Here is a 13,913-nt window from a genome sequence, read left to right as displayed (position 1 = left end):
ATGTTAAACACTGTAAAGATTTATTATGACTATTCGATGACAAGAAGGAAAAATCCCCCTGCAGCTAATCATCAAAGATGAGATTAGCTAATGTGAAAACAGGGGGATTTTATTAAATACTGGCTAAGATACTGTTTTTTAAGTCAAGTTTTATTTTAAAATAAAGTGATTATTATAGATAGTGCACAAATTGCAATTAAAAAATTAATTATAATTTTTTGATTTTTCTAGGCGAATGCCTGAAAATAATTAAAATGCAGAACGTCTGCTTTCATAAGCCAGTGAGAAAGCGCTAATACGTTCATGATCATAGGGTTTTAAACCGGCAACAATAAGCTTTTTGATACCTTTGCCAATCACTTTCTGCCCGTCAAAAATATCAAAATTAAGAAAACTATCTGCGCGCTTTGGCTCTACTTCAAAATAAGCATCAGATAGTTCTACATGCAGTGGATTATTCAGTGATAAAGATTCAAACTCAAGGCTCATACTGTTGTACATAACTAACGGGCGAGCAGGATTGAACATTACATTATGCTTTTTCATTAAAGGCATCAACAGCGTGGGAAAATTTTGCCCTGAAAAAACCACATAATTTTTGATTAAAGATTCGATTAATACGGGATCATGGCTGGTATTGCCGTCTTTTTTAATTTCTAACACACTTTTCCCCTGCTCATTAGTGATAATAATATGCTCACTGTCTGCTTCCGGAAAAATGATACCCATGTTCGCACCCACCATATTAGTAAAAGTAAAACTCATCGACTCACTGACCCCATATTCATATAAAGCCAAAGCAAATAAAAGGTCACCCGGTACGCAGAAACGCTTATTATCAGGATCATGAAGCGGGTTGAAATCATGGCATTGCTGTTTTGCGAAGTCGCTTGCCTGCTCAGCAGTAATACGCACTATATTCTCATATTTAGTGTAATAAGATTCTAATAACATTATGTTCTCTTAGATAAAAGGTTGGTTAAAATAAAAAATGGAGAAATAATGCCGATAAAAGCACTTAATCTGTCAGTTAAACCGTTCTGGAAAATATCACCTTAAATAGCGGCGTATTTATTTGCCCAATAGGTACTTTATTCTTGTTTTGAGAAGATCCTTCGCAATCCGGTTTTTGCCTCCACGTGGCACAATAATATCAGCATGCTGTTTAGAGGGTTCAATAAACTGTAAAAACATCGGACGGACTGTTTTTGTATATTGTAATAAAACCGAGTCCATCGTTCTTTCTCGCTCGGCCATATCACGAACCAAACGGCGCATAAGACAGATATCGAGGGGTGTATCAATAAAAATACTGACATCTATCTGCTCCCGTAAAGCTGAATCGTTGAGTAATAATATACCTTCTAAAATAATCACTTTTTTGGAGGTCATTGTCTCTGATTCTAGCGTACGGGTGTGCTCGGTATAACTGTAAACAGGGATATTAACGGAACAGTTCTCTTTTAGCATTTTAAGATGAGAGCACAACAACTCATGCTCAAATGCCTTCGGATGATCATAATTAGTCAACTTACGCAGTTCTAATTCAAGATGGCTTTGATCCCGATAATAAGAATCCTCGGAAATCATCCCTATTTGATTGGTCCCTAATTCTTCACATAACTCTTGATATATAGTATTTGCGATTAAACTTTTGCCCGATGCAGAAGCGCCTGCGATTGCAATAACAACACAATTTTTTGAATCCAACTTAATAAACCTCACATCAGTAAATAAAAAACAACAAACAGGGGCGACATTTTATACCTGAGAAAGAACAACACCAGATAAGATTAAGGTATATACCCAAATTACTTAAAGATGCAGGAATCAACAAGACGATAAATGATGATATTCCAGGCAGAAGGCTGATGTTCTGGTCATTCTAAATCAAAGCATTCTAACAACATTGATCATTGTTTATTGTACCAATAACACCAAAAACAGTGCTACTGCTTCCCCTGCAAGATCAAAATCACAGGTGCTGTTGTATCTGTTCAACCAAGTAGGCTAGTCCATCTTGATCGTTTTGTGTGAACCTGTTTTTAATCGGGCTATCTATATCTAATAGCAGCGCAGGTGCTCCTTGTAGACTGATAGGTAAAACTATTTCAGATTGGCTGTTTGCATCACAGGCAATATGTCCTACAAATTGCTGCACATCGGCCACTCTTTGAATCGTATTGGTAGAAAATGCTTTTCCACACACGCCTGTATTTAAGGGAATACGAATACAGGCGGGCTGGCCTTGAAAAGGACCTAAAACTAATTGGTTATCCTTTAACAAGTAAAACCCGACCCAATTAATATTATCCAAGTTCATATTGAGTAATGCACTGAGATTCGCAAGGTTTGCAGTTAAATCCGTTTCATCTGCAATTAATGCAACGGCTTGTTGGCTTAATAATTTATAATCTTTAAATGTCATATTTTATCTTTATGGGTTGGGGGAATGAATGTGTGCTATCAACAAAGCCTTGAACTGATGCCCAAAACAGAGTAATGATCGCGATAATACACGAGCGGTTTGCTGTTGCAAATAGCTGCACCGCTGATCTGAAGATTCTTTTCCCTGTTCATAGTAAAGATTGTCAAATCGATTCAGCACTGTATTGGTAAAATGGAGGGCTGTTACCAGCATCAATTTTTAGTGCTGACTATCAATGCAGCAGAAGGCTATCGGAATAGATATAAATTAATATTAAAGGTTAAAAAAAGCAAAAAAATCTCCGGGTATTAAGCGGAGGATTTAACGACACGAAGAAATTAAGCATCTTTTTTTTCAGTGTCGAGTGCATCTATATCTTCATCTGACAACCAAAGTTCATGGTTAGGATCAACTTTTTCTGAAATGGTAAGCTCTATCCCCATATCATGTAGTTCTTTCAGTGTTAAATTATCAGCAAGCCTCATCACCTGACCGGCAGCATTGTGAAAGTGCATAACTTTCTCCTTTTCCTATTATCCACTTATAATTCTAGTCTAGAATTGCCAAAAAATAGGGTAAATACAATTTCTTTGTGAAACTTTTGTATTTTAAAGGAGGGTGATATTAAATGCCTTAAACTGTAATTTTGATGGCAGATAGATAGCCAAGCTGCTTCTTAAAAAGGCAGAATCTTCCTCTTTAAGTGATTTGGCTATTGTTATCAACGACAACATTTTATGCTAACTAAACCAACGCCATCTATTTCCATTCTCATATAGACCATCCGATTGGATTGGTTATTTTTTCCTCTATTTCGGTTCCGATGTGAAAAAAAAGGTGCCGTCTGGTTTTTTCTTCTGCTGGAAAAAACTCTGGTATGGAAATAATTTTAATTTGGTCTTAATAGTCAGAACAATCAATAAAGAGCAATAGACAGTCACGAATGACAAAAACAAGTTATTATCAGAGCTTGAGTTAAAAGCCTCGTAGATGACTTTTGCACTCAGATAGATAAAAAAATAGTAACTGATTGCGCTTTTTTTTAACACAAAATAAGTCACAATCATCGGTACCAGCAGATGCCCTAAATAGAAGTTTCCTTGCATAAAGGCACCAGCCGCATATAAAGCACCGACAGGCAGCCAATACATAAGCAAAATTAACGTATTCATCCAGCGATATTGCTTAACGGCCGCTTTATCGGGAATCATCGCTAATGCCATTGATCCTGGCTCAGGCTGTCCACCAGCAGCTTGGTATCGGGCAAATGCCTTGTATTTACTGCCACCGTTTTTTACATCTTGTTGCATCTGTTTGATTGGGGAAAGAACTTTATCTTTTTTCATCACTTTCACTTTCTGTTATTTTACATGGCTAAAGCTGCTTATTAATTTAACCGTTAATATTCCATCTTATTCACCCCCCACAAGCACGTCAAGCATTGCCTACTATGTTGTCGCGTTGTTGATCTGCTGGCACGACAAAATAGCACTTCGATTCAAATAATAAGTGCATAACTTGAATAGGTAGAAAAAACGGTCAGCTGACTATATGCTAATCGCTTTTTCTCCGGCAAGAGATGCAACAATGAAAACATATAACCAACTGACCTACGAACAACGATGCCAGATTTATGCCTTAAAGAAAACAGGTTTGAGTCAAAATAAAATAGCAAAGCAACTAAGTGTTAGCCACTCAACGATTAGCAGGGAGTTGTCCCGTAATACAGGTAAGCGTGGTTATCGTATTCAGCAAGCTCAAATATCATCAGATAAGCGTCGATTAGCCGCTTGTAAAGCCATTAAAATGACAACAAGTCTCATTGAGTTAATTGACTCCAGAATTAAAGAAAAATGGAGTCCAGAGCAGATATCAGGCAGGCTTAGAGAGCAACAAAGCATCAATATTAGCCATGAAACCATTTATCAGCATGTTTGGTCAGATAAAAAAAGTGGCGGTAACTTATTCAAAAAATTACGTAGGAAAGGAAAAATTTACCAAACACGCAATAAAGATAAGCAAGCAGGTAGAGGGTTTATAAAGAACCGCATAAGTATTGATGAGCGCCCACAAGTTGTTGATGATAAAAGCAGAATGGGTGATTGGGAAATCGACCTGGTTATTGGCAAAGGACACAGTGGCGCGTTGGTCACTATTGTAGAGCGGAAAACTAGCTTTACGGTGTCGACACGTGTAGATGACAAATCAGCGAAAACAGTCACAGCAGCGACCATTGCTTTGTTAAAACCGTTTGAAGATTCCGTAATAACGATCACTGCGGATAATGGTAAAGAATTTGCTTATCATGAAGAAATGACTGAGAGTTTGAAATGTGATGTGTATTTTGCAGATCCTTATTGTTCGTGGCAACGAGGATTGAATGAAAACACCAATGGTCTATTACGACAATATTGGCCGAAATCAACAGACTTCAAAAAAGTATCGCAATCAGAAGTTCAAGATGTAATAGTCAAACTCAATGATAGACCAAGAAAAAAAATAAATTACAAAACGCCAGCCAAATTAATGGCTGAACATAGAGTGGCTATAGCCGCTTAGTGGTTATGCACTTCAAAGTTGAATCTGCCGCATGCTAAAAAGCAATCAGTAATGTTTGCATGAGTAATCAAAGTAATACTCAAAAGTTAATATTAATTGGAATAGCGTTTTTCATCTTATTGTTAGCATGATATTCAGCGCATCTGCTAAGCACTCGGCTACCACACAGGATGGAAAAGGAACTTAAAAACATCCATTCCCTAATTATATAATCCAGGATACAGGTATCAGTACAATAATAAATGATGATCTGGCTACTCTAAATCTACGTTTTATCAAAGCGCAGCGCATCATTTATCATTTTGGTATGATGTTTTTCAACCACTTCAGGAACAGTACTGACCAACCATTGCCCACTGATAGCGAAACCGCCATAGCCATGCCCCTCAGCAATGCCTGATGCCTGTAATAGCGGTAAAGAGCCCTCCTGGTTTTATTTGTAGCCCTTACTTTAATAACAGCGATTATCTTTTTGCTTTTCAATATGGGTAACACGGTGCTGCACCAGCACTTCAAAATCGCCCATTTCCTGCAGGCCGGTCAGCATGTCACGTGTTAATGCACCGAAATGACATCGGAGGCGTAACGCACTCTGGTAGCAGCTACCTTCTTATCCGAATCCCGGCCCTGCATAACCAATGGCATCCATTTATCAAAACGTCGGGATCTTCACTGTATTGCATCGCAGAAAATAAAGGGTGGGCACTTAATTTTTCATAACGTTTACGCAAGAACTCTACGTCCTTATCGCCACTCACAAAACTATGATCGGGTGCCTGATTAATAAAGTGCGTCGGACTGGGTAATACTTTTTGATCAACTAAATAAGACTAAAACGGTAACGACTCTTCAAAAGCGGTATTGATAAAAAATGCTTTTCTGGTATCAATGCTGCCATCACTCATTTCCGGTGTATAATTCAGTTCGCAATAAGCGGCGTGTCCCATCCCGGCATTATTCCAACCATCACAGCTTTCAGTCGCTACATCGCGTAGATGCTCGATCATAGCTATTCTCAGACTAAGGTCTAACTGTTTTAATAAAAGGACCTAAGGTCGAACTCATAATACCCGCCCCCACTAACAGTATATCTACATCTTTTTCAATTATTGTGTATGCATTGGTCATGTTTTTTAGTTTCAAATATTGCTAATATGCTAATCCTATGTCGTTCAAATAGCCTCTGTGTCTCCATGCTATATTGAAAGAAGATTAAAAGCTTGTATTGTCATAGTCGAAAATCAGGTTTTTATGCCACAATAATAAATCCGATGAAATTTAATATTATTCACCAAGCAGCGTCTTTAAAATACTTTCTGGTAGGGGTTGTAAACGTTTGTTCTTATCCAAACAAACCATTTCAATATCACCAATAACAGCCGCTTTAGTCGCGCCAGGTCGCCACACCTCTTGTCTCCATAAGGTTTTATACTTGCCATCAATTTGGTAGGTTGTGCGAATATCGCAAATTTCAGCAAATTCAACCCCGTCTTGAAAGGTCATGTTGGCTTTATAGACTGCAAAACCAAGCCCATTCTCACGCCATAATTTATCCAGCCGATTGCTATCAATCACATGCTCACGGGCCCGTTCAAAATACTTCAGAAAATTAGGGTGATACACCACCCCCGAATGGTCAGTATCTTCGTAATAAATCTGCACCGGATGATGATAAGTTTTATTCATAAGCGGGTTCCAATATTATTTGCATCTGCAGTCTCTAGTCCCTGATAGTTAAACAATTCAGGTGATAAAACCGGGGTATGATAGAAATCCTGACAGGCGTTAATAAGCAACATAGCCCGCTCAGACAACCCATTTTGTAAATAATTCATCACCCTATGATGTACGTTATGTTTAAAACTTAATCGGTCAATGCTAACGCCACTGAGATTATCCACGCTGACATCAAATTTAAAACCACAACTTGCCGCCAATACCCATTCGATTGCCTGTGGTGTTATCTCAACTTTTTCAAATTCTGCTTGAAGTTTGGCATCACGGCCATCGGGTTCATACCAATAGCCATAATCAACCAATAAGCGGCGCTGCTCACCTGCCACTAACCAGTGCGCGATTTCATGCAATGCACTGGCATAAAAACAATGTGCAAACTCGATTCTGTGCTGCCTGTTTTGGGTGTCTGCCGGTAAGTAGACAGGCTCATCTTCACCCGCTATTAATTCGGTATTAAACTTATCGCTAAAGGTGTCATTAAAGAGCGTGATGAGATCTTGATAATTAAATAAAACTGGCACAACATTTCTCAATAGCATAGGTTGAATTATTCGACAAAATTTGTAACAAATTATACACTCAGGAGGCAGCTTGGGTATACCCTTTAAATTTCAATTTAAATAAGAAGATATTATGTCATTTATCAGTAAAATTCGTTGTGCTTTCACCCTAGGTCAAGGTGTATTAATCGAAAATGAAGCATTAAAAGAAACCAATGACCCCATTTTATTTTTTAATAACTGGTTAAAAAAAGCGCAAGATACCGGTATTATCCTGCCTGAATCTATGTCCATTTCAACTTGTACGCCGGAAGGACGCCCCTCTTCCCGCATGGTATTATTAAAAGAAGTCGATTCTAAAGGTTTTGTTTTTTTCACCAATTATGATAGTCGTAAAGCCCATGATCTCGAGGCCAACCCATTTGCAGCACTCTTATTTCACTGGAATATACTGCAACGTCAAGTACGTATTGAGGGGAGAGTTGAGCGGATCAGCACTGCGCAATCAAATGCCTATTTTCAAAGTCGTGGCCGGGGCAGCCGCATTGGTGCCTGGGCCTCACATCAAAGCCAGGAGCTTAATGATCGGCAGACCTTAGTAGAAAGAGTAAAATATTTTGAAGAAAAATTTGCCGGAAAAGAAATTCCATTACCCGAATTTTGGGGGGGCTATCGGGTTATCCCTGAAAGCATCGAGTTTTGGCAGGGCAAAGCGGATCGTTTGCATGACAGATTTGTCTATCAACCGACGGAAAAAAACTGGACAGTGAAACGCCTAAACCCTTAAACCTAAAGCCGACAGCTAACAGCCGACAGCCGACAGCCGACAGATTTTCCCATATCTGCCGCATTATTTTAAAATAATACGCGCATTGGTCGCTTGAATATAACGATTATTTGGTCCGGTTAAGGCTGCTGCAAACGCCTTAACTTGCTCTTCAGATACCGGTACACTCTCTTTTAAAACCAACCAGCGGACACCTTCAGAGCATGGCGGAGTGGTTAACGATCCACTAAAACGGTAATAGTCCCGGTTGGTGGGCAAAATACTATCAATATTAAAGAGTCGGTTTAATTGCTGCTTATCACCAGCATGCTTTGGCATCTGCTGCCACGCATCTGCAAAAGCTAAATTTTTATCTTTCTGTTCATACATCACCGCGACAACAGCAAGGTTTCCGGCTTTATCTGCATGCACTAAATGCGCTTCTAATGGATAGGATTTTCCCTCAATATGATTTTCACTTGGCGCATGAAAATGCACCTGTAATAATGCAAACTCAGTAGCATCGATATTGATGCTACTGCCCGATTGATAGTTAATTTGGACGGTATGACCATTATTTAAGATTTCGCTGCCGCCTGCTTTATAATTAAATTTGATCGGCCTAAGATCCGCTTCAATAAAACCCGTTAGGTTAACCGGTGATTGATTTGATGCGCTGCAGGCAAAGTTGTCAGGGCTCAATTTAGCCCAATGTTCAGGACCGTGTTCACCAGAATATTCCCAATGAACATCAGCAGATGCCAAGACTGCTGCAGAGCTAATAAGTAAACAAGAAAATACAATCGATTTTTTCATAATATATCCCATGATGTTAACAATATAATGTGGAGCTCTATAATGCCCTAAAGCGCGAAAATTCAAAACTCGAAGTTCGAAAGCTGACGGCTGATGGCTATGAGCTGACGGCGTTACCTATAACCATCCATGTTGGGCAAACATATCCGCTAATTTATCCAGTTCATTATCCAGATGTTCTGCCCATTCAAAGCCATTTTCGAGTCCTCCAATTTTTTTCATAAACCAATTATAAAAAACTTTATTTTCAAATAAACCATGAACATAAGTAGTATAAACATTAGCCTGCTGCCAGCCGGTATGCGCCGTGATAAAATGATCAAGCGCAGCATAGGTGCTAGTTTTACCATGGTGTATTTCATAACCTTTAATACGCTTTCCAAGCCAATTAAGGGTTCTTTGTTGAGTCGATTTATCCCCGCAAATCTCAGTTTGCAAATCGATCAACCCTAAGCCTTGCTTATCTCCATCTTCAATATGAAAAGGATCTAAAATAGTGTTTCCAAGAATCTGTAATCCGCCGCAAATTCCCAGAATCAATTTCCCCGTCGTTTAGAACTGCTGAATGCTTTTATCAAGACCAGTGGTGTTTAAAAATGTCAAACTGGCACCACTATTTTTGCTGCCCGGTAAAATCAATGCATCAAAAAGGGTTAAATCCATATTTTGATGAACGGGCACCAGATTAATATCGTCCTCATATAATAGCGGATCAAACTCATCCAGATTAGCAGCATAAGGGTAATAAATAAGGGCAATATTGATTTTACCACGTTGCCATTGACTTCCCAGTTTGAAACTATCCTCTTCTGGCAGTTGGTGACGATAATAGGGTAAATTTGCAACCGTAGGAATGCCGGTTTTTTCTTCTAACCAGTCCATCGCATTACCCAGCAAAAGTGGATCACCACGAAACTTATTAAGCACAAATCCTTTAATTAACTTCTGCTCCTCGTGCACCAGACAAGCCCAAGTGCCAAGCAGGTGCGCAAAAGATCCACCACGGTCAATATCTGATACCAAATAAACGTCTGCCTGGCATTCAAGCGCAACGGACATATTAACAATATCGCCCGCCCTCAAATTAATTTCAGCGGGACTGCCTGCCCCTTCAATAATCACCTGCTCATAATCATCCTGTAATCTCTGCAGTGCATATTGCACCTCTTTCCAGAGCAGGGATTTACGGCCCATACAGGGTAATTTGCTGATTTTATTATTGACTATCCCATTAACCATCACCTGACTAAAGGTCTCTGCACTGGGTTTTAATAAAACAGGATTCATTAATACGCTGGGGGTTGCTTTGGCAGCCAGTGCCTGCAGATATTGCGCACGGCCCATCTCTAACCCCTCTTCTGTAACGGCCGCATTGTTACTCATATTCTGCGCTTTAAAAGGGGCAACCTTTACCCCACGATTAGCCAGCAGGCGGCAAATCGCCGTTACAATAAGCGATTTACCGGCATCACTGGTACAACCCAAAATCATAATAGGTTTCTTTTTATTAAGGATTTGTTACTTTTTAGTCTTCATATTGTACTGATATGTAGATTTTGAATAAAAAAAAGCACTGCCTAAACAGTGCTTAATGGAGCCGTTAACCTAAAATGCTATTAACCACGACGGGTAATAACTGCCTCGGCAAGCTGAGCTAATAATTTCTCTGTATCCGCCCAACCGATACAAGCATCGGTAATACTTTGACCGTAGGTTTCACAGACACCCTCGATTAAGTCTTGACGACCTTCTACAAGATGACTTTCAACCATAACACCAGAAATCGCTTTATCACCAGCGGCAATTTGTTCACTCACATTAGTGCAAACTTTCAGTTGATTTTCGAATTTTTTCTCTGAATTTCCATGGCTAAAATCAATCATTATTTTTTGTGCTAAACCTGATTTTTGCAGATTTTCTTTAACTACAGCAACATCCTGGGCACTATAATTTGGTGTTTTACCACCACGTAAAATAATATGGCAATCGGGATTACCTTTGGTTTCAACAATAGCACTGTGACCAAATTTATTGACCGACAGAAAGTGATGAGAAGCATTAGCCGCACCGATAGCGTCAACGGCTACTTTTATAGTACCGTCGGTGCCATTCTTGAATCCAACCGGGCATGAGAGGCCTGATGCTAATTCACGGTGAACCTGTGATTCAGTGGTACGCGCACCAATTGCGCCCCAAGTCATTAAATCTGCAACATATTGCGGGGTTATCATATCTAAAAATTCAGTGGCAGCCGGTAGCCCCATCTGGTTAATATCTAATAATAATTTACGTGCTGTACGTAATCCTTTATTGATATTAAAGGTGCCCTTTAATTCCGGATCATTAATCAGCCCTTTCCAACCGACCGTAGTACGTGGTTTCTCAAAATAAACACGCATCACAATTTCTAATGAACCTTTATATTTTTCACGCAACGGTGCCAATTTATGTGCGTACTCAAGGGCAGCTTTGGTATCATGAATTGAACATGGACCAATAATTACTAAAACACGATCATCCTGATCAGTTAAAATATTATGAATAGCTGCGCGTGAATTGCTAACGGTTGCGCTGATTGCGGCTGTTCTCGGAAATTTTTCTAATAATGCAATAGGTGGTAATAGCTCTTTTATCGCCTTAATATGTATATCATCGGTATTAATCATTGCAGTTCCCATAGCGCACTTTTTGTGCTTAAAAGTTAAGTGTATTTTTTGTATAATAATGTGCTGCGGTTTAGTCCATCAAAGCATTGTACGGCTCAATAATAACGCTTTCACCCGCACTAACATCACCGCGATCCTGCTCCAGTACAATAAAACAATTTGATTGGCTCATTGAACTAAAGACGCCCGAACCTTGCTGGCCAGTTGATTGTACAACTAACGTTCCATTGTCATTAACAGAGTATATTGCACGTTGAAAATCAGTTCGTCCGGGGGATTTTTTAAACTTTTCTTGCGCAATCGCGCTAAAACGAATGGCAGGCTGAGGATTTAAACCACTTAAGGTCGCCATCGCCGGTACAGCAAGCTGGTAAAGAGTTACCATAGCGGAAACGGGATTACCTGGCAAGCCGAAAAATACACTCGATGGTAATTTCCCAAAAGCAAAAGGTTTACCCGGTTTAAGGGCTAATTTCCAAAAATTTATGCTGCCTAATTCAAATAAAATATCTTTAATAAAATCCGCTTCCCCCACCGAAACACCTCCGCTGCTAATGACCACATCGGCTTGCTGGTCAGCGTTGATAAATGCCTCACGGAGCTGGTTTTTATCATCTTTGACAATACCAAAATCAATAATATCAACATTCAGACGGGATAACAGCGCGATAATGCCATAACGATTACTGTCATAAATATCACCTTCTGCCAGTGTTTCGCCGACGTTCTTAAGTTCGTCACCGGAAGAGATAACCGCGACTTTAAGTTTGCTAAAAACAGGGATCTCAGCGAATCCCAGCGAGGCAATTAAGGGGATATCTCGGGGAGTTAATTTATGACCTTGGCAAAGCACCCGTTGGCCAAGTTTGATATCTTCGCCCGCTAGGCGGACATTGTCGCCCAGTTTAGGGCATTGAGTAAAACTAATTAAGCCATCTTTGACTGTGGTGCGCTCCTGCATGACGACGCTGTCAACACTATCGGGCATAACTGCCCCAGTCATAATACGAATACAATCACCTGGCCCTAGCTGACCGCGATAAGGGGCACCGGCAAAAGACTGACCAACCTGCTTTAATGTGACTGGCTGATCTGCTGAGCAGTTAATTAAATCAGCACGATTGACGGCATATCCATCCATTGCCGAATTATTAAAAGAGGGGACATTTAAAGGTGATTTTATCTCCTGCGCTAATGCGTAACCCAATGCCTGTGATAAGGGCTGCGAAATTTCCTGACAAACATTGCCTAATGCGGCCTGCATTTTATCCAATGCCAGCTCAAAAGGCATTAATCCTTGTACGTCACAACATCCCATTTTTTCACTCCATTGTATTAATAATAATAATCACTTATAACGACATTCAGGATCATTTTAAATAATTTATAACCTGTTTATTTTGTAAATGAGGGCTGCTCACAATCCGCAACTTTGATCCCTTTTAGATCTTTAAAACAACAGGTTATTGCCGTTTTAATAAAATCCTGTAAATAGGCCATACCCTGTTGCTCTTCGCGCACTGCGGCATACAAGGTATTCCATATTCCTTCTTTACCTAAACGCCGCGCAACCACATAATCTTTTTGCAGATATTCAAATAAAGCCCAGTTAGGTAATCCCGCCACGCCTCTGCCGCTGGCAACTAACTGCAACATCATCAGGGTCAGATCAGCATGACGAATTTTTGCAGGTGATACCCCCTCAGGGGTTAAAAACAGGTTAAAAATATCTAAACGTTCTTTCTCGACGGGGTAAGTGATTAAAGTTTCCTGACTCAGATCCTCAGCTTCAATATAATTTTTATGCGCCAATCTATGATGGCGACTTAAGGCCAGCATCGGCTGATAACGAAACAGAGGAATGTAACTAATTCCTTCAATCGGTTGCGGATCCGAGGTCACAACAAGATCTAAATTTCCCCGTTTTAAGGCGGGTAAAGGTAAAAAACTAAAACCACTGCAAAAATCTAACTCCACCTCTGGCCAACTATCACGAAATTTATCAATCGCCGGCATCAACCACTGAAAACAGGAGTGGCACTCAATAGCCATATGTAAACGACCGGCATTCCCTGAACAAAAACGCGCAACATCTCTTTCGGCATTATTAATTTGCGGTAAGACCTGCTCGGCTAAATCTAATAAACGCAAACCGGAAACCGTAAAACGAATCGGTCTGGATTTACGGATAAATAAAGCGCAATTAAGCCGCCCTTCTAACTCTTTTAGCTGATGTGATATTGCCGATTGAGTCAGGTGCAATTGACGGGCAGTGTCAATTAAACTGCCTGTCGCGTTTAATGTTGTCAGGGTTTTTAAGTGTTTGATTTCAATCACAGCGAAAGCCCATTTCAAAGAAAATTACAATTATTACAACAATACTTGAAAAAAATTCATAATAAAAGCGTGAATACTGCATTGTCTTTGTTATTTGCTTCACA

The 13,913-nt window shown here is 39.7% G+C and carries 13 protein-coding genes and 3 pseudogenes; 2 read left to right on the top strand and 14 right to left on the bottom strand.

The window, feature by feature from the left end; all coding sequences use genetic code 11:
- Positions 1 to 249: 249 nt before the first annotated feature.
- The 5 genes from PING_RS07840 to PING_RS07825 all read right to left on the bottom strand — a co-directional run bounded on the left by PING_RS07840 (position 250) and on the right by PING_RS07825 (position 3,774).
- On the bottom strand, positions 250 to 954 hold the full coding sequence (locus tag PING_RS07840) for a DUF3581 domain-containing protein (RefSeq protein WP_011769865.1): 705 nt from the start codon (positions 952 to 954) through the stop codon (positions 250 to 252).
- Positions 955 to 1,071: 117 nt separating this feature from the next.
- Positions 1,072 to 1,710, bottom strand: coding sequence for a uridine kinase (udk, locus tag PING_RS07835; RefSeq protein WP_011769864.1), 639 nt, complete (start codon positions 1,708 to 1,710; stop codon positions 1,072 to 1,074).
- A gap of 265 nt (positions 1,711 to 1,975) precedes the next feature.
- Positions 1,976 to 2,428: a GAF domain-containing protein gene (locus tag PING_RS07830; RefSeq protein ID WP_011769863.1), complete on the bottom strand. Its 453-nt coding sequence runs from the start codon at positions 2,426 to 2,428 to the stop codon at positions 1,976 to 1,978.
- Between the two features lie 338 nt (positions 2,429 to 2,766).
- Entirely contained in the window at positions 2,767 to 2,943 is a 177-nt protein-coding gene (locus tag PING_RS20900; protein ID WP_011769862.1) for a hypothetical protein, read from the bottom strand.
- 294 nt (positions 2,944 to 3,237) lie between these two features.
- Positions 3,238 to 3,774, bottom strand: a complete 537-nt coding sequence (locus PING_RS07825; protein WP_011769861.1) for a hypothetical protein — start codon at positions 3,772 to 3,774, stop codon at positions 3,238 to 3,240.
- 241 nt (positions 3,775 to 4,015) lie between these two features.
- On the opposite strand from PING_RS07825, the gene PING_RS07820 reads away from it, so the two are divergent.
- The gene (locus tag PING_RS07820; RefSeq protein WP_041766180.1) at positions 4,016 to 4,987 is read left to right on the top strand and encodes an IS30 family transposase; all 972 of its coding nucleotides are present in this window, start codon (positions 4,016 to 4,018) and stop codon (positions 4,985 to 4,987) included.
- 265 nt (positions 4,988 to 5,252) lie between these two features.
- On the opposite strand, the pseudogene PING_RS21795 reads toward PING_RS07820, so the two are convergent.
- The 4 genes and pseudogenes from PING_RS21795 to PING_RS07805 all read right to left on the bottom strand — a co-directional run.
- A pseudogene (locus PING_RS21795) lies at positions 5,253 to 5,399 on the bottom strand (malate:quinone oxidoreductase); the annotation flags it as partial.
- A 190-nt stretch (positions 5,400 to 5,589) separates the two neighbouring features.
- A pseudogene (locus PING_RS21315) lies at positions 5,590 to 6,018 on the bottom strand (malate:quinone oxidoreductase); the annotation flags it as partial.
- 253 nt (positions 6,019 to 6,271) lie between these two features.
- Complete coding sequence (locus tag PING_RS07810; protein ID WP_011769859.1) at positions 6,272 to 6,673, bottom strand: acyl-CoA thioesterase; 402 nt, start codon at positions 6,671 to 6,673, stop codon at positions 6,272 to 6,274.
- Positions 6,670 to 7,263 carry an elongation factor P hydroxylase gene (locus PING_RS07805; RefSeq protein ID WP_011769858.1) on the bottom strand — a complete coding sequence of 198 codons (594 nt, stop codon included), beginning with the start codon at positions 7,261 to 7,263 and terminating at the stop codon, positions 6,670 to 6,672. The genes PING_RS07810 and PING_RS07805 overlap by 4 nt, the downstream gene beginning before the upstream one ends.
- 94 nt (positions 7,264 to 7,357) lie before the next feature.
- Between PING_RS07805 and pdxH the strand changes: the two genes are divergently transcribed.
- Positions 7,358 to 8,011 carry a pyridoxamine 5'-phosphate oxidase gene (gene pdxH, locus PING_RS07800; protein WP_011769857.1) on the top strand — a complete coding sequence of 218 codons (654 nt, stop codon included), beginning with the start codon at positions 7,358 to 7,360 and terminating at the stop codon, positions 8,009 to 8,011.
- 63 nt (positions 8,012 to 8,074) lie between these two features.
- Here the strand turns inward: pdxH and PING_RS07795 are convergent, their stop codons facing one another.
- The 5 genes and pseudogenes from PING_RS07795 to PING_RS07775 all read right to left on the bottom strand — a co-directional run bounded on the left by PING_RS07795 (position 8,075) and on the right by PING_RS07775 (position 13,809).
- Entirely contained in the window at positions 8,075 to 8,806 is a 732-nt protein-coding gene (locus tag PING_RS07795) for a carbonic anhydrase (RefSeq protein ID WP_011769856.1), read from the bottom strand.
- A gap of 117 nt (positions 8,807 to 8,923) precedes the next feature.
- Positions 8,924 to 10,297: pseudogene (locus tag PING_RS07790) on the bottom strand (cobyric acid synthase).
- A gap of 125 nt (positions 10,298 to 10,422) precedes the next feature.
- Positions 10,423 to 11,472 (bottom strand): 3-deoxy-7-phosphoheptulonate synthase AroG, encoded by a 1,050-nt coding sequence (gene aroG, locus PING_RS07785; protein WP_011769855.1) that lies wholly within the window; start codon positions 11,470 to 11,472, stop codon positions 10,423 to 10,425.
- A gap of 70 nt (positions 11,473 to 11,542) precedes the next feature.
- Entirely contained in the window at positions 11,543 to 12,790 is a 1,248-nt protein-coding gene (moeA, locus tag PING_RS07780) for a molybdopterin molybdotransferase MoeA (RefSeq protein WP_011769854.1), read from the bottom strand.
- Between the two features lie 77 nt (positions 12,791 to 12,867).
- Positions 12,868 to 13,809, bottom strand: coding sequence for a LysR family transcriptional regulator (locus PING_RS07775; protein WP_011769853.1), 942 nt, complete (start codon positions 13,807 to 13,809; stop codon positions 12,868 to 12,870).
- Positions 13,810 to 13,913 lie beyond the last annotated feature (104 nt).

The organism is Psychromonas ingrahamii 37 (assembly GCF_000015285.1).
GTDB classification, from domain to species: domain Bacteria; phylum Pseudomonadota; class Gammaproteobacteria; order Enterobacterales; family Psychromonadaceae; genus Psychromonas; species Psychromonas ingrahamii.
This window is presented reverse-complemented; position numbering and strand designations above follow the sequence as displayed.